Origin of the sequence: Shinella sedimenti (assembly GCF_022601905.1) — a bacterium.
GTDB classification, from domain to species: domain Bacteria; phylum Pseudomonadota; class Alphaproteobacteria; order Rhizobiales; family Rhizobiaceae; genus Shinella; species Shinella sedimenti.
Genome location: NZ_JAKVIN010000001.1, coordinates 427,511 through 445,399 on the forward strand (window position 1 = coordinate 427,511; position 17,889 = coordinate 445,399).

A 17,889-nucleotide genomic window follows, 5' to 3' on the forward strand; every position below is an offset into this window, starting at 1 on the left:
GAATGCTAGGTCCTCACAAATCAACATAGCATTAACGGCCAATATTAGCGGCTTTGCCGCCGGGATAAAGCCCTGTGAACCTTACAAATGTGTCACAATAGCTTCATCGGCGGCAAAACCATGACATTATGCGCCGTCAGCACCCTCGATAGCCTCGCGGCTGGTGATGACGCGGTCGACCAGACCCCAGTCCTTCGCCTCGTCGGCGCTCATGAAATGGTCGCGGTCGAGCGTCTGTTCCACTTCCTCGTAGGTGCGGCCGCAATGCTTGACGTAGATTTCGTTCAGCTTGCGCTTCATCTTGATGATGTCCTTGGCGTGGCGCTCGATATCCGAGGCTTGGCCGGAGAAGCCGCCGGAGGGCTGGTGCACCATGATGCGCGCATTCGGGGTGGCGAAGCGCATGTCCTTGTGGCCGGCGGCCAGAAGCAGCGAGCCCATGGAGGCCGCCTGGCCGATGCACAGCGTCGACACGGCCGGCTTGATGAACTGCATCGTGTCGTAGATCGCCATGCCCGAGGTGACGACGCCGCCCGGCGAATTGATGTAGAGCGCGATTTCCTTTTTCGGGTTTTCGGCCTCGAGGAAGAGAAGCTGCGCGCACACGAGCGTGGCAATGTGATCTTCCACCGGACCGGTCAGGAAGATGATGCGCTCCTTGAGGAGACGCGAATAGATGTCGTAGGAACGCTCGCCGCGGTTGGTCTGCTCGACGACCATCGGCACCAGAGCCATGGCGGTATCTACGGGATTTCTCATATCAATCCTTCATCTCAAGTGCCCTGAAACCCTCGCCCAAGCGTTGGGAATCAGCAAGTTTCGTATTCCCTACATAGAGTGTCAGGGTATCTGACTTCAAGACGGCGCCATGTTTTGCGGCGTTGTATGCGAGAATGCGGTTAATCGGCGCAATGCGCAGGCAGGATTTCCACAACCGATCCGCAGACAGGGTGAAGGAAAGATGAATTCTTTCGCCCGCCTTGCCTCATGCCCGTGATCGGCTGCACTATATCGACTCCAGCGGAGGCAATCACCATGAAACGCGTCCTCATCGCCTTTGGCATCCTGGCTCTTGCAAGCACGACCGCGCCCGCCCAGCAGGCGTCCGACACAGTCGCTCCCGAGCGCGCCACGGGCCGGGCGGCCGTTGGCATCGTCACCGCCGAAAAGCACATGGTCGCCGCCGCCCACCCGCTCGCCGCCGAAGCGGGCGCGAAAATCCTTGGCCAGGGCGGCAGCGCCATCGATGCCATGATCGCCGTACAGACCGTGCTCGGCCTCGTCGAACCGCAATCCTCCGGCCTCGGCGGCGGCGCCTTCCTTGTCTATTACGATGCGCAGGCAAAACGGATCACCACGCTCGATGGCCGCGAGACCGCGCCGATGGAGGCGACGCCGAAGCTTTTCCTCGACGACAAGGGCGAACCGCTGGCGTTTTTCGATGCCGTCGTCGGCGGGCGCTCCGTCGGCACGCCCGGCACCGTGATGCTGATGCAGGAGGCGCATAACCGATGGGGCGTCATGGCGTGGAAGGACCTCTTCGCGCCGGCGCAGAAGTTGGCAAGCGATGGCTTCGCCGTCTCGCCGCGCCTCGCCGGCCTGATCGCGGCCGAGGGCGACCGGCTGAAGACCTTCGAACCGACGGCATCCTACTTCTTCGGGCCCGACGGCGTGCCTCTCAAGGCCGGCGCCATCCTCAAGAACCCCGCCTATGCCGAGACGCTCAAGGCCGTTGCAAATGGCGGCGCGGCGGCCTTCTATGAGGGCCCGATCGCAGAAGCGATCGTCGATACGGTCCGAATGGCGGGAAAGAATGCGGGCGTGCTGTCGCTCGCCGATCTCGCCAACTACCGGGTCAAGGAGCGCGAGCCGGTCTGCGTCACCTATCGCGCCCTCGACGTCTGCGGCATGGGGCCGCCCTCTTCCGGCGCTGTTGCCATCGGCCAGATGCTCGGCATGCTGGAGAACTTCGACCTCAAGGCGCTCGGCAAGGACAATCCGCAAAGCTGGCGGCTGATCGGGGATGCCCAGCGCCTCGCCTTCGCCGACCGGGAGCGTTACCTCGCCGACACGGATTTCGTACCGGCGCCCATCAAGGGACTGACGGAAAAAGCCTATCTCGGGGAGCGCGCCAGACTGCTTGACGGCGAAAAAGCGCTTGTCGAGGACGCCGTGAGCGCCGGCAAGCCAGAATGGGACCACGCTTTCAATTTCGGTCGCGACGCCGCCATCGAACTGCCTTCCACCAGCCATTTCGTCATTGTCGACGACAAGGGCAATGTCGTGTCCATGACCACGACCATCGAGAACGGCTTCGGCTCGCGGCTCATGACCAATGGCTTCCTGCTCAACAACGAACTGACGGACTTCTCGTTCAAGACCCATGACGACGGCATGCCCGTCGCCAACCGCGTCGAGCCCGGCAAGCGGCCGCGCTCCTCCATGTCGCCGACCATCGTCTTGAAGGACGGCCGGCCGCTGCTTGCCATCGGCTCGCCCGGCGGCAGCCAGATCATCGGCTATGTCGCGCAGGCGCTGATCGCCTATATCGACTGGGGCATGGATGTCGGCGAGATCGTCGCGATGCCCCATCTCATCAACCGGTTCGGCCCCTACGACATCGAAGCCGGCACCGATGCGGAAAAGCTCGCCGCACCGCTGAAGGACCTCGGTTACGAGGTGAAGATCGGCGAAATGAATTCCGGCCTGCACGCCATCGAGCTTACCGCAGACGCCTTGAAGGGTGCGGCCGATCCGCGGCGCGAGGGCGTCGCGGTCGGCCGGTGAAAGGGGTCGCATGAGATGGCTGTTGAAGGCGTTTTGCCGCGCTTTCATGGGCGCATGAAATCCGCTACGTCATGCCGTATGACGACGACATCCTTCCCCTTCCTCACCATCGATGCCGCCACCCGACGCGTCTCCCTCGATGGCCGCGATCCCGCCTTTTACCGCGATCCGAACCCGGTCTATGCCGCGCTCCATGCGCAATGTCCCACCTTCTGGTGGGAAGAGCAGAAGAAGTGGTATTTTACGGGCTACGACCATGTGAATAGCCTTCTGCGCGACCGCCGCTTCGGCCGGCAGATTCTTCATGTCGCAAGCCGCGAGGAACTCGGCCTTCCCGAGCCGCAGCCGCATGTCGCGCATTTCGATGCCGCTGAAGCCTGGTCGCTGCTGGAACTGGAGCCGCCGGAACACACGCGGCTTCGCACCCTCGTCAACCGTGCCTTCGTCTCGCGCATGATCGAGAAGCTGACGCCGGAGATTACCGATCTCTGCCATCAAGCGATCGACCGCTTCGAGAAGGACGGCAAGGTCGAGCTCCTATCGGCCTTCGCGGATATCCTGCCGGTCACCATGATCGCCCGCATGATCGGCATTCCCGATGAAATGGGCCCGCAGCTCCTGAAATGGTCGCATGCCTATGTGCGCATGTACATGTTCGGCCGCACCCATGCCGACGAGCTTGCTGCCGACAAGGCCGCCCAGGAGTTTTCGGACTATGTGCGCGGCGTCATCGCCGAGCGCCGCGCCGAGCCGCGCGACGACCTGCTTTCGCACATGGTGCATACCGAACATCGCGGCCAGCTTCTGACCGACGACGAACTCGTCTCCACCACCATCGTGTTGTTGAACGCCGGCCACGAGGCGACCGTCCACCAGATCGGCAATGCCGTGCGCACCATTCTGGAAGACGGCGCCGACCCCACGGTACTCTTCGCCGACGAGAAGGCGACGGAGCGCACAGTGGAGGAATGCCTGCGCATCTCAGCGCCGGTTCACATCTTCGACCGTTTCGCGCTGGAGGATGTGGAACTCGACGGCATCCAGTTCCGCCGCGGCGACAAGGTCGCGATGATCCTCGCCGCCGCCAATCTCGATCCACAGAAGTTCTCCGATCCGCTGACTTTCCGGCCGGATCGCAATGAGGGCGCCAATCTCTCGTTCGGCGCCGGCATCCATTTCTGCATCGGCGCGCCGCTGGCCCGGCTCGAGCTCAACATCGCCCTGCCGATCCTCTTCCAGCGCCTGCCGGGCCTGCGCATCGCAAAGCCGCCCGTGGTCAAGGACGTCTATCACTTCCACGGGCTGGAGGCGCTGGAGCTGGAATGGTGAACGGTCAGGCCGTCGCGTAGCGCGCGGCCGGCTTGTTGTGCGAGATGTTCGGTCCCAGCACGAAGCGGGCGGCTTCCAGCTTCTCCCAGTCGGCCTTTTCCGGCAGCGACGGGATGGTGACCAGCTCTCCCTGATCGAGGCCGGCAAGAGCGGCATCGACGAGATCGGCCACGTCCATCACGCGATTCGGGTCCAGCGCCTCGACGGAGCCCCCTGCCCGGTCGAACAGTTCCGTGCGCGTCAGGCCCGGCAGAACGGCTTGGAGGCGCACGCCCGTGCCGTCGAGTTCCTTCGCCAGCGCCTGCGTGAAGGCCAGCACGAAGGCCTTGCTGCCGCTGTAGGTACCGTTGAAGAGTTCCGGCACGATGGCGACCGCCGAGGCGATGTTGACGATGGTGCCGTTGCCCCGGGCGGAAAAGGCCTGTGCGGCGGCAACGGCAAGCCGGTTTGCGGCGGTCACGTTGAGCGCGATCATCGTGTCGAGATAGTCGACATCGTCGGCAAGCAGCGGGCCCTTAGGACCGATGCCCGCATTGTTGACGAAGAGCGTGACCGCCGCATCCTCACGCAGGCGCTTTTCGACGAAACGCAGATCTGTGGGCACAGAGAGGTCGGCGCGCAGGATGTCGACGGCGATGCCGTACTGCGCCTTCAGCGTCTGCGCCAGCGCCGAGAGCCGCGCCGTATCGCGGGCAACAAGGATGAGATCGTGGCCGCGGCGGGCGAGCCGGTCGGCATAGGTGGCACCGATGCCGGCGGATGCGCCTGTAACGAGAGCGGTTCCGAGCGGGGATGAAGTGGTCATGGCAGGTCTCCGGTTTGAATTTAGTGGTATATACCATTATATTGGAGAGGCGCGTTTCCACTTGCAAGTGGGCCTTTCGATTTTTATCGAGGATTGGAGGAGTTGAGAGATGAATGAACCCGAAGGCGTCTGGCAGCACTGCACCAACAGCGCGATCCGCCGCGCGGCGCGGCAGCTTGGCCAGCTCTATGACGATGTGATTGCGCCGAGCGGCCTCAAGGGCACGCAGTTTTCGCTGATGTCGCAGATCGCGCTTGCAGGGCGGGACGGCATTCCCCTGAAGCCTCTCGCGGAAGCGCTGGTCATGGACCTGTCCGCCCTCGGCCACACGCTGAAGCCGCTGACACGGGACGGACTGGTCGAGCTGATCGCCGACGAGAAGGACGGACGCGTCCGTCGCGCCAGGTTGACGGCGACCGGCGCGGCCAAGCAGACCGAAGCGCTCACCCTATGGCGCGACGCGCAGGCGCGCTTCGATGCCGCCTTCGGCGCCGAACGCTCGGCGGAGATGCGCGGTCTGCTAGGGCTCGTTTCCTCGCCGGATTTCGCCAAAGCGTTCCGGGCGGCGCAACCGATCCGCTAGAGCCGGATGACATAGTCCTTGCGAGTCGTTTCAATGACTTCCCAGCTTCCCTTGAAGCCGGGTCTGAGAATCAGGCGGTCGCCCGCCTTGAGCTCGAACACCTCCCCGTCATCGGAGGTGACGATCGAGTGGCCTTCGAGGATGTGGAAATATTCCCACTCGTCATACTGGATGCGCCATTTGCCCGGCGTCGATTGCCAGATGCCGGAATAGACGCCGCCGTCGGCTTCCTCGATATTCCAGCTGGTGAAGACCGGATCACCCGCGATCAGCCTGTCGGCAGCGGGACGGCCGGTTTCCGGCTCGACGCCGGAGATGTCGAAGGGTTGTGCCTTGCTCATGCTGTCTTCCGCTTCAGGGAGGGTTCGGGCGGCCTGATCGGCCGCCCTCATGGCGTCAGGCCTTGGCGAGGGCCTGTTCGATGTCTGCGATGATGTCGTCGGCGTCCTCGATGCCGATGGACAGGCGCACCACATCCGGGCCTGCGCCGGCCGCGACCTGCTGCTCTTCGGAGAGCTGGCGGTGGGTCGTCGATGCGGGGTGGATGACGAGCGAGCGCGTGTCGCCGATATTGGCGAGGTGCGAAAGCATTTCCAGCCCCTCGACGAACTTCTTGCCCGCCTCATAGCCGCCCTTCAGGCCGATGGTGAAGACGGCGCCCGCGCCCTTCGGTGAATAACGCTGCTGCAGCGCGTGGTTGGGGTGATCATCGAGGCCCGCATAGTTGACCCAGGCCACCTTGTCATGGCCCTTCAGCCACGTCGCGACGGCAAGCGCATTGTCGGAATGGCGCTGCATGCGCAGTGGCAGCGTCTCGATGCCGGTCAGGAGCTGGAAGGCGTTGAACGGCGAGATGGCGGGGCCGAAATCGCGCAGCCCGAGAACGCGGCAGGCGATGGCGAAGGCAAAGTTGCCGAAGGTCGAATGCAGCACCATGCCTGCGTATTCCGGGCGCGGCTCGGAGAGTGCGGGATATTTGCCCGAGGCGGACCAGTCGAACGTGCCGCCGTCCACGATGACGCCGCCCATGGAATTACCGTGACCGCCCATGAACTTGGTCAGCGAATGCACGACGATATCGGCGCCATGCTCTAGCGGGCGCAGCAGATAGGGCGTCGCCATGGTGTTGTCGACGATGAGCGGCAGGCCGTGGCGGTGCGCGATATCAGCAATGCCGGCGATGTCGACGAAGGTGCCGCCCGGATTGGCGAGGCTTTCGATGAAGATGCCCTTGGTCTTCTCGTCGATCTGGCTTTCGAAGGTGGAAATGTCATCCGTATCGGCCCAGCGCACATGCCAGTCGAAGTTCTTGAAGGCATGGCCGAACTGGTTGATCGAGCCGCCATAGAGCCGGCGCGCGGCGATGAAGTTGTCACCCGGGCGCATGATCGTGTGGAACACCAGGAGCTGTGCGGCATGGCCGGAGGCCACGGCAAGCGCCGCCGTGCCGCCCTCGAGCGCGGCAACGCGCTCTTCGAGCACGGCCTGCGTGGGGTTCATGATGCGGGTATAGATGTTGCCGAAAGCCTGCAGGCCGAAAAGCGAGGCGGCATGGTCCGTGTCGTTGAACACGAAGCTGGCCGTCTGGTAGATCGGCGTCACGCGCGCGCCGGTGGTGGGATCCGGCTGGGCCCCTGCGTGGATGGCGAGCGTGGAAAAGCCCGGCTTGTTCTTCGTCATGGAATGACCTCCCTTTTAAAGTTCCGGCACTATTTCAGAGAGATAGCGGCCGGTCAAAGGGAGTCTTCCGCGTGCGTGCGGATGCGTCAAAGCGCTACACGCGGCATTCGTCAGCCGATGAGGCGCGGATACTCGATTGCCGGGCAGCGATCCATCACGACCTTGATCCCGGCAGCCTCGGCTCTGGCCGCGGCCTCGTCGTGGCGCACGGACAGCTGTCCCCAGATGACTTTCGGCAGAGGCGAGAGCGCCAGCACCTCGTCCACGACGGCGGGAAGCGCATTGGCGGCACGGAAGACATCGACCATATCGATCGGCTCTTCGATATCGGCCAGACGGCCGACGACGCGCTGGCCGAGGATTTCCTTGCGGGCCTGGCCGGGATTGACGGGGATCACGCGGTATCCCTTGCGCAGGAGGAACGCCATGACCCGCTGGCTGGGGCGCTCCGGGTTTGGCGAAGCACCGACGAGGGCAATCACCTTCGTCGCGCGCAGGATATCGGCAAGATAGTAGTCCGGATAGAAATCGTGGTTCATGGCGCGTTCCCGTTTCCGAGAAGAATTGGGGTAACGCAACGTGAAGTCAATATTGATGGATGTCAGGAAGCCTTGCGCATGAGCAGAGGATATTCCGTCACCGGGCACCGGTCCATCACGACCCGGATACCGGCCGCCTCCGCGCGTGCGGCAGCCACGTCATCACGCACCGTAAACTGCCCCCACAGGACCCGTGGCAGCGGCCGCAGTGCCAGCACCTCGTCCACGACGGCGCCGAACTGGCTGGCGGCGCGGAAAACGTCGACCATGTCGATCATTTCAGGAATATCGGCGAGGCGCGCATGCACCCTCTGGCCGAGAATGGTCTTGCCGGCATGCCCCGGATTGACCGGAATGACATGATAGCCCTTGCCGAGCAGGAAGCCCATCACGCCGTGACTCGGGCGCGCATCGTTCGGTGACGCGCCGACGACGGCGATCGTATGCACGCCGGAAAGGATATCGCGGATATAGCTGTCGGGATAATGGTCGTGGTTCATCGCTGCCTCCTCCGGCTGTCGCGAACGTCTCTCCCTTGCCTTGCTGTCCGCCATTCTAGCGCGAAACCCTAAACAAGAAGAGCGGCCCGGCGCGGCCTTTGCAGCGCGATATGTGCCAATCCGGCGCATTCATCACGCATTCTGGTCGTTTCATCACAAAAGTTGCGGCGGATCCCGATTGCAAATCCACGGATTTGGGCGGATGAAGAGACGCCTTCCAGTCCGCCGCCTTCCCCTTCCGAGGTCCCAGCTTGCCGTTCGACGTTCTTCTTCTCGTGCTTCTCGGCGCGGCCCTGCACGCGACGTGGAATGCGCTGGTCAAATCCGGCACGGACAAGTCGCTCGACGCGGCGATGGTCGCGCTCGGCGCGGGGGCTGTCGGGCTGTTCTTCCTGCCCTTCGTGCCGTTGCCGAAGCCGGAGGCCTGGCCGTTCATCCTCGTCTCGGCCGTCCTGCAATTCGCCTATTTCCAGCTGGTTGCGGCAGCCTATCGGGCCGGCGATATCGGGCTTGTTTATCCGCTGATGCGCGGCGTGGCACCCCTCATCGTCGCCATGACGAGCGGCCTCGTGCTGGGCGAACATCTGACACCGACGGCTATGGCCGGCGTGCTGGTCGTTTCGGCTGGCGTGCTGACACTCGCGCTCGAATCGCGTCGCGGCGGGCGCCATGCCATCCTGTTGGCGCTCGCCAATGCGATCGTCATCGCCACCTATACCTTTGTGGACGGCGCGGGCGCGCGCGTTTCGGGCAACGCGATCTCCTACACGCTGTGGATGGCGCTCCTGCCGCCGGTCCTGCTGTTTACCTGGGCCATCGCGCGTCGCGGCACCGCTCCGGTCTGGAACCATGTCCGCCGCAACTGGGCACGCGGCCTGTTCGGCGGCGCGGGCTCCATCGCCTCCTACGGGCTGGCGCTCTGGGCGATGACCAAGGCGCCGGTCGCGACGGTCGCCGCGCTGCGCGAAACCGCCATCCTTTTCGCCCTCCTCATCTCCGTCTTCATCCTCAAGGAGAAGGCCAGCATCTGGCGCTATCTCGCCGGCGCCGTCATCGCCGGCGGCGTGCTCATTCTGAAACTGGCGTAATTTACGTCCGATCCCACTCCGGCATGCGCTTGTCGAGAAACGCTCCGATGCCTTCCTTTGCGTCGTCTGCCAGCATGTTCTCGACCATGGTCGTGACGGCGATGGTGTAGGCTTCCGCGACCGGCAGGCCGGCCTGGGCGCGGATCGCGGCCTTGCCGACGCGCAGCGCCTGCGGCGACTTGGATGCGATGACGGCAGCGTATTTGTCGACGACCTGGCGCAGGTACTGCTGCGGCACGATGCGGTTGACGAGGCCGAAATCCTTGGCGGTGGAGGCGTCGATGGTCTCGCCGATCAGCAGCATCTCCATCGCCTGCTTGGGATGTGCCGCGCGGGTCACGGCAACCATCGGCGTCGAGCAGAACAGGCCGATATTGACGCCCGGCGTGCAGAACGTCGCGGTGTCCGTGCAGATAGCGAGATCGCAGCTCGCGACGAGCTGGCAGCCGGCAGCCGTCGCCAGGCCGTCGATCTCGGCCACGACGGGCTGCGGCAGCGCGGCGATCTTCAGCATGATGTCTGCGGCCATGCGCATGGTCTTCTCAAAGAAGGCACGCCCGCCGTCGGCGTCCGCACGATGCGCAGTCATTTCCTTGAGATCGTGGCCGGCGGAGAAGACCTTGCCGGTCGAGGCCAGTACGACGACGCGGATCGCGTCATCCGCGGCAGCGGCATCGAGCGCCTCGGCAAGCGCCTGCATGGTGGCGATGGAGAGCGCGTTGGCCGGCGGATTGTTCAGCGTGATGCGCAGAACCGGCGCCTGCCGCTCGATCCGCACCAGTCCTGCCTGCTCTTCTTTCCTGAACTCCACCACATCCGCCATTGTGACCTCCTTCTCGTATAGTCGTGTGGTCCTACGCCGCGCCGTCGCCCGTTTCAAGCGCGGCAAGATAGACTTTCAGCGGGCTTGCGGGGCGCGGCAAATCGGTCTGTAAACGCGGGGAGAGGAGACGCATGCGATGGAACTGACGCCGATCATGGACCCGGAAGCGCTGAACCGCTTCCTCGAAACCGATTTTCCGCAGCTTCACAAGGATGGCAAGGTGTTCGAGGTGATGGCGGTCGGCCCGGGAACGGTGACCATGCGGCTCATGCCCAACGAGCGGCACCTGCGCCCTGGCGGCACGATTTCCGGCCCCACGCTCTTCGCGCTCGCCGATGTCGGCGCATGGTGCGCGGTGCTTGCCCATATCGGGCCGGTGGCGCTTGCCGTCACCACCAACCTCAACATCAATTTCCTGCGCAAGCCCGCGCCCGGGCCCCTCTCCTGCAACTGCCGGCTCCTCAAGCTCGGCAAGCGGCTGGCCGTCGTGGACGCCTCGATTTTCGATGCCGACGGCGAGGATCTGGTGGCCCACGCCACCGCGACGTACTCGATTCCACCACGATAATTTGCGGTATCTTAATACCACCTTCATAACGCATTGTTTTTAAATGACTATCTTTCGCGGCCTCCAGATTGCGTCGCTTGACGACCTACCCGCTCTCGCTTATAAGCCGCACCAGATCGCGGTCCCCACGGGCCGCGTTCGATTTTTGGCATCCGCAAGGCGCCAAACCAAGCAACAAGAAACGCCCCAGGCCGCAAGGCTTCGGGACCCTACAGAAAGAGCTACTCCCATGGGTACCTTCGTACAGAAGCCCGCCGAGGTAGAGAAGAAGTGGATCCTCATCGACGCCGAAGGCCTCGTTGTCGGTCGCCTCGCTACCCTCATCGCGAACCGCCTGCGCGGCAAGCACAAGGCCACCTTCACGCCCCACGTCGACGACGGTGACAACATCATCGTGATCAACGCCGACAAGGTCGTCTTCACCGGCAAGAAGTACTCCGACAAGAAGTACTACTGGCACACCGGTTACCCGGGTGGCATCAAGGAGCGTACGGCTCGCCAGATCATCGAAGGCCGCTTCCCGGAGCGCGTTCTCGAGAAGGCTGTCGAGCGCATGGTTCCGCGCGGCCCGCTCGGCCGTCGCCAGATGAAGAACCTGCGCGTTTACGCCGGCGCCAACCACCCGCACGAAGCCCAGCAGCCCGTCGTTCTCGACGTCGCCAAGCTGAACAGCAAGAACACAAGGAGCGCCTGATAATGGCCGACCTCTCCTCGCTCAAGGACCTCGGCGTCGCCGCTGCAGCTCCGGCCGCTTCCGCCCCGGTTCACGTCAAGAAGGTTGACGCCCAGGGCCGTTCCTACGCCACCGGCAAGCGCAAGGACGCTGTCGCCCGCGTGTGGGTCAAGCCGGGCTCCGGCAAGATCACCATCAACGGCAAGTCGTTCGAAGCCTACTTCGCACGCCCGGTCCTGCAGATGATCCTGCAGCAGCCGATCGTCGCAGCTGCCCGTGATGGTCAGTTCGACATCGACGCGACCGTTGCTGGCGGCGGCCTTTCCGGCCAGGCCGGTGCCGTTCGTCACGGCATCTCCAAGGCACTGACCTACTTCGAACCGGCCCTGCGCTCGGTTCTGAAGAAGGGCGGCTTCCTGACCCGCGACTCGCGCGTCGTCGAACGCAAGAAGTACGGCAAGGCCAAGGCCCGCCGTTCGTTCCAGTTCTCCAAGCGTTAATCGCTCGGAAGACTTTTTCTTCAGGAAAGGCCGGGGTTCGCCCCGGCCTTTCCGTTTTGGGGATGGACCGGTTGCCCCTGATCCCGCTGCCGCTCGAAAGTGACCCGCTCACACCCGTCTCCCAATTTTACCCTCTTGCCTAAAGCCCCGCGATTGGCGAACGTCCCGCCGCACTTGTTTCACGCATTTCTACCGGAAATGACCGAGGGGGGACTTTATGGCCAACAAGACGATCGACCACGCCATCACCGCCAAGTCGCTGAAGAGCGCAGCGTCGGACCCGACCCATGCGGGCATCCTGTCCTTCATGCGCCGGCGCTATACCAAGGTGCTGAAGGATGTCGATGCTGTCGTCTGGGGCATTCCCTTCGATGCCGCGACCTCCAACCGCCCCGGCACGCGTTTCGGGCCGCAGGCGATCCGCCGCGCGTCGGCGATCATGGACAACGATCCGCAATATCCCTTCGAGCGCGACCTGTTCGAGGACATGGCCGTCATCGACTACGGCGATTGCCTGCTCGACTACGGCAACCACCAGAAGACGCCCGGTACCATCGAGCGCGAGGCAAAGAAGATCCTGAAATCCGGCGCCTATATGCTGACGCTGGGCGGCGATCACTTCATCACGCTGCCGCTGCTGCGCGCCCATGCCGAAAAACACGGGCCCCTCGCCCTCGTCCAGTTCGATGCGCATCAGGATACCTGGGCCGACGAGAAGGGCCGCATCGACCATGGCTCTTTCGTCGGCACCGCCGTCCGCGAGGGGTTGATCGATGCCGAGACGTCGATCCAGATCGGCATCCGCACCCATGCGCCCGAAGATTGCGGCATCCGCATCCTCTATGGCTACGACGTGGAGGAGATGAGTGCTGCCGAAATCGCCGATGCGATCATCCATCATGTCGGCGACCGCGCGACCTATCTGACCTTCGACATCGACTGCCTCGACCCAGCCTATGCGCCGGGCACAGGCACGCCGGTCTCGGGCGGGCCGTCCAGCGCGCGTATCCTGTCGGTGCTGCGCAAGCTCGGCGCGCTCAATATCGTCGGCTCCGATGTCGTAGAGGTGGCGCCCGCCTATGACCATGCCGATATCACCGCCATCGCCGGCTCCACCATCGCCATGTACATGCTCGGCCTTCACGCCGAGGCGCTGGCCGAACGTCGCGGCTGAGCACCATTGAATGCGACAGAACGAGCCGCTATATCGGCGGCGACTTCTCTTTTCCGCACGTCCGGACGCAGCGGCACAACACTGCGACCGGATTTGCCCGAGACACTGACAGGATGGGACAGCAGATGAAACCGAAGATCTTCATCGATGGCGAACACGGCACGACGGGTCTGCAGATCCGCACCCGCATGGCCGGCCGCGCCGATGTCGAGCTTCTGTCCATCCCGGAAGCCGAGCGCCGCAACGCGCAGCTGCGCGAAGACCTGCTAAACAGCGCCGATATCGCTATCCTCTGCCTGCCCGATGATGCGGCCAAGGAGGCCGTGGCCATGGTCTCGGGCAACAATTCCGTGCGGATCATCGACACCTCGACCGCCCATCGCGTCAACCCTGATTGGGCCTACGGTTTTGCCGAAATGGATCGCAACCAGCCGAAGAAGATCGCGGGCGCACGCTACGTCGCCAATCCCGGCTGCTACCCGACCGGCGCCATCGGTCTCATCCGGCCGCTGCGCCTCGCCGGCATTCTGCCGGAGGATTATCCCATCACGGTCAATGCCGTCTCGGGCTATACCGGCGGCGGCAAGCAGATGATCGCGCAGATGGAAGACGAAGGCCATGCCGAGCACATCGCCTCGCCGCATTTCCTCTACGGTCTTACGCTGAAGCACAAGCATGTGCCGGAAATGCAGGTGCACGGCCTGCTCGGCCGCTCGCCGCTGTTTGCGCCCTCTGTCGGCAAGTTCGCGCAGGGCATGATCGTGCAAGTGCCGCTCCACCTCGCCGACCTCAAGGACAACGCGTCGCTTGGCTCGATCCATGAAGCGCTGGCAGATCACTATGCCGGCCAGGATATCGTCGAGGTGGTCGATCTCAAGGAAAGCGCCAATCTTGCCCGCGTCAACGCCGTGGAGCTGGCCGATACCGACCGCATGAAGCTCTATGTCTTCGGCACCGCAGGCGCGCCGCATGTCAACCTCGTCGCCCTGCTCGACAATCTCGGCAAGGGCGCCTCGGGTGCAGCTGTGCAGAACATGGACCTGATGCTGGGCGCATGACGATAGAACAGCTGCCCTTCCCCGGCGAATGGCAGATTGAAAGCGCCGCACTCCTGGCAGACACGATTGTCGGCAGGGTTTACGACGTGACACTTGCCGGCGGCGAAAACGCCGTCGTCAAGCATCTGAAGCCGAAGGCGCTGGAAGACAGCCTGCGCGGCGCAGATTTCCTGACATGGCGGGATGGCGTTGGCTGCGTGAAGCTTCTCGCCCGCTCCGGCACGATGCTGCTGATGGAGCATGCCGGCAAGACGACGCTTCGGGATCACCTCTTATCGCACGGCGACCGTGACGCGACGCGCATCGCTGCCAACGTTCTTCTTGATTATCACCGTCCGTCGGACAGCCCGCCGCCGGCAAGCCTGCAACCGCTCTCACGCTATTTCGCAAGCCTCTTCGCCAAGGCCGAACGGGACCGCAGGGACAGCCGTGCCGGCCCCTATGCGGCAGCTGCGACCATCGCCGAGGCGCTCTTGGCCGATCAACGGGACATCAGGCCGCTGCACGGCGACCTTCACCACGAAAACATCATGCACGGACCGCGCGGCTGGCTCATCATCGATCCCGTTGGGCTGATCGGCGATGCCGCGCTCGACGTCGCCAACATGTTCTCCAATCCGCTGGACCGCTTCGATCTCACGCGCGACGAAGAGCGGATCGCCGACATGACGGAGGTCTTCGCAAAGACGCTCGCGCGCGATGTCCGCACCATCCTGCGCTACGCCTTCGCGTATGGCTGCCTGTCGGCCGCGTGGCATGACGAGGATGGCAACGCGGAGGATCGCGACAACGAACTTGCCGTTGCCGCTGCGATCCGCAACGTTCTCAGGCAGGCCTGACCGGATCAGGCCCGCACGTCGTCTCTTTCGTATTCCCCATAGAAGCCGCGCCAGTGGGCGATGGCGAAGCCCAGCACGACCAGCGCGCCGCCCTGGTGCGCCAGCGCCCAGCCGAGCGGCACCTGCCAGATCAGCGTCAGGATGCCGATTGTCGCCTGAAGACAGACGAGGCCGAAGAGCACCAGTGCGCGGCGCGCATGGGTGGTCTCGGGTGCGGCACGAAGCGAGGAGATCAGGTGCACAAGCGCAAGCGCGAAAAGTACGTAGGCGCCGATGCGGTGCACGAACTGCACGGTCTTCGGGTTCTCGAAGAGATTGATCCACCAGGGCTGCTGCAGGAAGAGGCCACCAGGCACGACGGCGCCGTCCATCAGCGGCCATGTATTATAGGTAAAGCCGGCATGCAGGCCGGCAACGAGCGCACCGAGATAGATCTGGAAGATCGCCATGCAGGCGATGATGCCGGCCATGCGGCGCGAACCCGGCGTCGGGGCCTCATCGTCGCTGTGCGGCGCAAGCGCGCGCATCAGCCACACGGTCCCGGCAAAGATGAGACAGGCGATGGTGAGATGGGTGGCAAGCCGGTACTGGCTGACGGAAACCCGCTCGGCGAGGCCGGACGACACCATCCACCAGCCGATGAAACCCTGGAAGCCGCCAAGCGCAAGAAGCCCGACGAGCGGCCAGCGCATCTTGCGCTCGATGCGCCCGGTCAGCCAGAAGAAGACGAGCGGAACCGCGAAGACGAAGCCGATGGAGCGCGCGATCAGCCGGTGTGCCCATTCCCACCAGAAGATCGTCTTGAACTCGTCGACGGTCATGCCCTTGTTGACCTGCTCATATTGCGGAATGCGCTTGTAGAGCTCGAACTCCTCCTGCCACTCCTGCGCGCCGATCGGCGGGATGACACCGTGGATGGGCTTCCACTCCGTGATGGAGAGGCCGGAGCCGGTCAGGCGCGTTGCGCCGCCCACGAGAACCAGCACGAACAGCACGAACAGAACGAAACCCAGCCAGATGCGCACCTGCCGGCGATTGCGCTCGATGCGGCCCGCGTCGTCGACGCTGCGATATGCTGTTACGTTGGTGGCGCTCATTTCATCGGCTCCTTTGCCCGGAGCGGCAATCCGCCCGCCCTCAGGCTTTTCCATGCAGTCGCGGGCACAAAATGGCCTGCACCCGTCGTCGCGAACTGCTCCGACGTTGATTTGCCCGACCGGGCCGTGCAAAACAAGGCCCGAAGCTTTGCGGCATGCCGTCGCGCCCTGCAGCCCCGCCCAACGAAGGTCCGAAATGCCCGCTCGCCTGAGAAAACTGATCGGCACGATCCTGATCATCATCCTCGTGCTCGTCTACGCGCTGGTCGCAACGACGGTTGCCGTCGCGACGCTGGGGGAATCGCCGTGGTATATCCACCTTCTCTATTTCACGCTCACGGGGCTTCTGTGGATTCTGCCGGCCATGCTGATCATCAAGTGGATGGAAAAGCCCGGCAAGCCGCGTAGCGAATAGCAGGCCTGCGCGCTGCCGCAGCGTCCCAAACCCGCGCCGCGTTATCCATTTGCTAACCCCACCGGCCGATTCCTTCTGCCCTGCCGCCGGCCCCGCCCGTGCTTAAACCATTTGCGCAGTCTCGGCCGCTATGGTCGGGCAGCGGCTGCGTGCCGCGCGCGAAAGGGACACAGAGGTTGGGCGCGATGCAACTCCATTTCCAGGCCATGCCGTCAGAGCCGGCGCCAGCCGATGCGGCAGCGGCAGGTGATGGTGCGCTCGCCTTCGGCCCCCTCTCCATCCGCCTGCACGAGACGATCGAGCCGCTTGAGGCCCGCTGGCGGGCGATGGAGGCTTCCGATAACCTCTCCCTTCACCAGAGCTATGACTGGTGCCGCGCCTGGGCACGCACGCAGGACACAAAGCTATTGATCGTCGAGGGCGTGTCCGGCGGCCGCACGCAGCTCATCCTGCCGCTCGAAATTGTGCGGCACGGGCCGGTGCGGGTCGCCCGCCTGCTCGCCACGGGTTTCAGCAACCTCAACACTGGCCTCTATACAAGAGCGTTCCGGGCGCTCGCCTCGCCGCCCCGGCTGCGCAAGGCACTGAGCCAGGCGCGCGGCGACTTCGCCCGCCATTTCGACCTTCTGCTGCTCGACAAGGTGCCGCTCGAATGGCGCGGCGATGCCAATCCCTTTGGCGACCTGCCGGCCATCCTGAACCAGAACGCCGCCTTCCAGCTGCCGCTGCTCGGCGATTTCGAGCGCACGCTGGCCCAGATCAATGCCAAAAACCGGCGCAAGAAGTTCCGCAACGCCGAACGCCGGCTGCTGGAGCTCGGCGGCTACGAGCACGTCATCGCGCCCGCCGGAAACGAGGCGCTTGTCCTTCTCGAAACCTTCTTCCGGCAAAAATCGGTTCGTTTCCAGGCACTCGGCCTGCCCGATGTCTTTCGCGACGAGCGGACCCGCGATTTCTTCCGCGCACTCGTGACGACATCCGTATCGGACAGCGAATACCCGCTTCAGCTTCATGCGCTGCGTCTCACCGGCGCGCATGCGGGCCATATCGCGGCCATTGCCGGGCTTTCGCGTAAGGGCGATCATGTGATCTGCCAGTTCGGCTCGCTCGATGAAAGCGTTGCGGCAGGTGCCAGCCCCGGCGAGTTCCTGTTTCATCTCGCCATCCGCAAGCTTTGCGAAGAAGGCGTGGCGCTCTTCGATTTCGGCATCGGCGACCAGCTCTACAAGCGTTCCTGGTGCACGATCGAGACTCCGCAATACGATCTGTTGTGGGCGACCACGCCGGCCGGCAGCCTTGCGGCAGCGCTTCACCGCGTTAAGGCAGGCGCCAAGCGCTTTATCAAGCGCAATCCGCAGATCTATGCTTTTCTTCAGCGCCGGCGCTCTGGGCGGCAGGCCGCCCGCGCCGGTAACGACGCGGACTGAACCG

The 17,889-nt window shown here is 63.9% G+C and carries 20 protein-coding genes; 12 read left to right on the forward strand and 8 right to left on the reverse strand.

Going from position 1 to position 17,889, the window contains the following annotated elements; genetic code table 11:
• Positions 1–126: 126 nt before the first annotated feature.
• A complete protein-coding gene (locus tag MKI86_RS02180) occupies positions 127–759 on the reverse strand; it encodes an ATP-dependent Clp protease proteolytic subunit (protein WP_241596484.1) in 633 nt (210 codons plus the stop codon).
• A gap of 276 nt (positions 760–1,035) precedes the next feature.
• Here MKI86_RS02180 and ggt point away from each other — a divergent pair, with 276 nt between their 5' ends.
• Entirely contained in the window at positions 1,036–2,787 is a 1,752-nt protein-coding gene (gene ggt, locus MKI86_RS02185; protein ID WP_241596486.1) for a gamma-glutamyltransferase, read from the forward strand.
• Between the two features lie 78 nt (positions 2,788–2,865).
• Positions 2,866–4,116: a cytochrome P450 gene (locus MKI86_RS02190; protein WP_241596489.1), complete on the forward strand. Its 1,251-nt coding sequence runs from the start codon at positions 2,866–2,868 to the stop codon at positions 4,114–4,116.
• A gap of 4 nt (positions 4,117–4,120) precedes the next feature.
• Here MKI86_RS02190 and MKI86_RS02195 read toward each other — a convergent pair whose 3' ends face one another.
• Entirely contained in the window at positions 4,121–4,921 is an 801-nt protein-coding gene (locus MKI86_RS02195) for an SDR family NAD(P)-dependent oxidoreductase (protein ID WP_241596492.1), read from the reverse strand.
• Positions 4,922–5,030: 109 nt separating this feature from the next.
• Here MKI86_RS02195 and MKI86_RS02200 point away from each other — a divergent pair, with 109 nt between their 5' ends.
• Positions 5,031–5,504 carry a MarR family winged helix-turn-helix transcriptional regulator gene (locus MKI86_RS02200; RefSeq protein ID WP_241596495.1) on the forward strand — a complete coding sequence of 158 codons (474 nt, stop codon included), beginning with the start codon at positions 5,031–5,033 and terminating at the stop codon, positions 5,502–5,504.
• On the opposite strand, the gene MKI86_RS02205 is transcribed toward MKI86_RS02200, so the two are convergent.
• The 4 genes from MKI86_RS02205 to MKI86_RS02220 all read right to left on the reverse strand — a co-directional run bounded on the left by MKI86_RS02205 (position 5,501) and on the right by MKI86_RS02220 (position 8,223).
• A complete protein-coding gene (locus MKI86_RS02205) occupies positions 5,501–5,845 on the reverse strand; it encodes a cupin domain-containing protein (protein WP_241596519.1) in 345 nt (114 codons plus the stop codon). The two genes, MKI86_RS02200 and MKI86_RS02205, sit on opposite strands and share 4 nt — an antisense overlap.
• Positions 5,846–5,900: 55 nt before the next feature.
• Positions 5,901–7,184 carry an O-acetylhomoserine aminocarboxypropyltransferase gene (locus tag MKI86_RS02210; RefSeq protein WP_241596522.1) on the reverse strand — a complete coding sequence of 428 codons (1,284 nt, stop codon included), beginning with the start codon at positions 7,182–7,184 and terminating at the stop codon, positions 5,901–5,903.
• Positions 7,185–7,294: 110 nt separating this feature from the next.
• On the reverse strand, positions 7,295–7,723 hold the full coding sequence (locus MKI86_RS02215) for a CoA-binding protein (protein WP_241596525.1): 429 nt from the start codon (positions 7,721–7,723) through the stop codon (positions 7,295–7,297).
• Positions 7,724–7,785: 62 nt separating this feature from the next.
• A complete protein-coding gene (locus tag MKI86_RS02220; protein ID WP_241596528.1) occupies positions 7,786–8,223 on the reverse strand; it encodes a CoA-binding protein in 438 nt (145 codons plus the stop codon).
• A gap of 251 nt (positions 8,224–8,474) precedes the next feature.
• Between MKI86_RS02220 and MKI86_RS02225 the strand changes: the two genes are divergently transcribed.
• Positions 8,475–9,311: an EamA family transporter gene (locus MKI86_RS02225; protein ID WP_241596531.1), complete on the forward strand. Its 837-nt coding sequence runs from the start codon at positions 8,475–8,477 to the stop codon at positions 9,309–9,311.
• Position 9,312: 1 nt separating this feature from the next.
• Here the strand turns inward: MKI86_RS02225 and MKI86_RS02230 are convergent, their stop codons facing one another.
• Positions 9,313–10,134 (reverse strand): enoyl-CoA hydratase, encoded by an 822-nt coding sequence (locus tag MKI86_RS02230; protein WP_241596534.1) that lies wholly within the window; start codon positions 10,132–10,134, stop codon positions 9,313–9,315.
• A gap of 136 nt (positions 10,135–10,270) precedes the next feature.
• On the opposite strand from MKI86_RS02230, the gene MKI86_RS02235 reads away from it, so the two are divergent.
• The 6 genes from MKI86_RS02235 (at position 10,271) to MKI86_RS02260 (ending at position 14,946) form a co-directional block, all read left to right on the forward strand.
• A complete protein-coding gene (locus MKI86_RS02235; protein ID WP_241596538.1) occupies positions 10,271–10,702 on the forward strand; it encodes a PaaI family thioesterase in 432 nt (143 codons plus the stop codon).
• Positions 10,703–10,931: 229 nt separating this feature from the next.
• Positions 10,932–11,396 carry a 50S ribosomal protein L13 gene (gene rplM / locus MKI86_RS02240; RefSeq protein ID WP_134650939.1) on the forward strand — a complete coding sequence of 155 codons (465 nt, stop codon included), beginning with the start codon at positions 10,932–10,934 and terminating at the stop codon, positions 11,394–11,396.
• A 2-nt stretch (positions 11,397–11,398) separates the two neighbouring features.
• Complete coding sequence (rpsI, locus tag MKI86_RS02245; RefSeq protein ID WP_241596541.1) at positions 11,399–11,875, forward strand: 30S ribosomal protein S9; 477 nt, start codon at positions 11,399–11,401, stop codon at positions 11,873–11,875.
• A gap of 217 nt (positions 11,876–12,092) precedes the next feature.
• Positions 12,093–13,049 (forward strand): agmatinase, encoded by a 957-nt coding sequence (gene speB, locus MKI86_RS02250; RefSeq protein WP_241596544.1) that lies wholly within the window; start codon positions 12,093–12,095, stop codon positions 13,047–13,049.
• Positions 13,050–13,174: 125 nt separating this feature from the next.
• Entirely contained in the window at positions 13,175–14,107 is a 933-nt protein-coding gene (gene argC / locus MKI86_RS02255; RefSeq protein WP_241596547.1) for an N-acetyl-gamma-glutamyl-phosphate reductase, read from the forward strand.
• Complete coding sequence (locus tag MKI86_RS02260) at positions 14,104–14,946, forward strand: aminoglycoside phosphotransferase family protein (protein WP_241596550.1); 843 nt, start codon at positions 14,104–14,106, stop codon at positions 14,944–14,946. The genes argC and MKI86_RS02260 overlap by 4 nt, the downstream gene beginning before the upstream one ends.
• A gap of 5 nt (positions 14,947–14,951) precedes the next feature.
• Here the strand turns inward: MKI86_RS02260 and MKI86_RS02265 are convergent, their stop codons facing one another.
• A complete protein-coding gene (locus tag MKI86_RS02265; protein ID WP_241596554.1) occupies positions 14,952–16,043 on the reverse strand; it encodes a COX15/CtaA family protein in 1,092 nt (363 codons plus the stop codon).
• Positions 16,044–16,239: 196 nt separating this feature from the next.
• Between MKI86_RS02265 and MKI86_RS02270 the strand changes: the two genes are divergently transcribed.
• Together MKI86_RS02270 and MKI86_RS02275 are read left to right on the forward strand one after the other, a co-directional pair.
• Positions 16,240–16,458: a DUF2842 domain-containing protein gene (locus MKI86_RS02270; protein ID WP_241596555.1), complete on the forward strand. Its 219-nt coding sequence runs from the start codon at positions 16,240–16,242 to the stop codon at positions 16,456–16,458.
• Between the two features lie 185 nt (positions 16,459–16,643).
• Complete coding sequence (locus MKI86_RS02275; protein ID WP_241596558.1) at positions 16,644–17,885, forward strand: GNAT family N-acetyltransferase; 1,242 nt, start codon at positions 16,644–16,646, stop codon at positions 17,883–17,885.
• The last annotated feature ends 4 nt before the right edge of the window (positions 17,886–17,889 follow it).

What these genes read in the sequence shown, in the direction of transcription:
- MKI86_RS02235 (WP_241596538.1), top strand. Translation starts at nt 10,271, where the DNA reads ATGGAACTGACGCCGATCATGGACCCGGAAGCGCTGAACCGCTTCCTC.
- MKI86_RS02180 (WP_241596484.1), bottom strand. Translation starts at nt 759, where the DNA reads ATGAGAAATCCCGTAGATACCGCCATGGCTCTGGTGCCGATGGTCGTC.
- MKI86_RS02230 (WP_241596534.1), bottom strand. Translation starts at nt 10,134, where the DNA reads ATGGCGGATGTGGTGGAGTTCAGGAAAGAAGAGCAGGCAGGACTGGTG.
- MKI86_RS02205 (WP_241596519.1), bottom strand. Translation starts at nt 5,845, where the DNA reads ATGAGCAAGGCACAACCCTTCGACATCTCCGGCGTCGAGCCGGAAACC.
- rplM (WP_134650939.1), top strand. Translation starts at nt 10,932, where the DNA reads ATGGGTACCTTCGTACAGAAGCCCGCCGAGGTAGAGAAGAAGTGGATC.
- argC (WP_241596547.1), top strand. Translation starts at nt 13,175, where the DNA reads ATGAAACCGAAGATCTTCATCGATGGCGAACACGGCACGACGGGTCTG.
- MKI86_RS02275 (WP_241596558.1), top strand. Translation starts at nt 16,644, where the DNA reads ATGCAACTCCATTTCCAGGCCATGCCGTCAGAGCCGGCGCCAGCCGAT.
- MKI86_RS02265 (WP_241596554.1), bottom strand. Translation starts at nt 16,043, where the DNA reads ATGAGCGCCACCAACGTAACAGCATATCGCAGCGTCGACGACGCGGGC.
- rpsI (WP_241596541.1), top strand. Translation starts at nt 11,399, where the DNA reads ATGGCCGACCTCTCCTCGCTCAAGGACCTCGGCGTCGCCGCTGCAGCT.
- speB (WP_241596544.1), top strand. Translation starts at nt 12,093, where the DNA reads ATGGCCAACAAGACGATCGACCACGCCATCACCGCCAAGTCGCTGAAG.
- MKI86_RS02195 (WP_241596492.1), bottom strand. Translation starts at nt 4,921, where the DNA reads ATGACCACTTCATCCCCGCTCGGAACCGCTCTCGTTACAGGCGCATCC.
- MKI86_RS02260 (WP_241596550.1), top strand. Translation starts at nt 14,104, where the DNA reads ATGACGATAGAACAGCTGCCCTTCCCCGGCGAATGGCAGATTGAAAGC.
- MKI86_RS02200 (WP_241596495.1), top strand. Translation starts at nt 5,031, where the DNA reads ATGAATGAACCCGAAGGCGTCTGGCAGCACTGCACCAACAGCGCGATC.
- MKI86_RS02215 (WP_241596525.1), bottom strand. Translation starts at nt 7,723, where the DNA reads ATGAACCACGATTTCTATCCGGACTACTATCTTGCCGATATCCTGCGC.
- MKI86_RS02190 (WP_241596489.1), top strand. Translation starts at nt 2,866, where the DNA reads ATGACGACGACATCCTTCCCCTTCCTCACCATCGATGCCGCCACCCGA.
- MKI86_RS02270 (WP_241596555.1), top strand. Translation starts at nt 16,240, where the DNA reads ATGCCCGCTCGCCTGAGAAAACTGATCGGCACGATCCTGATCATCATC.
- ggt (WP_241596486.1), top strand. Translation starts at nt 1,036, where the DNA reads ATGAAACGCGTCCTCATCGCCTTTGGCATCCTGGCTCTTGCAAGCACG.
- MKI86_RS02220 (WP_241596528.1), bottom strand. Translation starts at nt 8,223, where the DNA reads ATGAACCACGACCATTATCCCGACAGCTATATCCGCGATATCCTTTCC.
- MKI86_RS02210 (WP_241596522.1), bottom strand. Translation starts at nt 7,184, where the DNA reads ATGACGAAGAACAAGCCGGGCTTTTCCACGCTCGCCATCCACGCAGGG.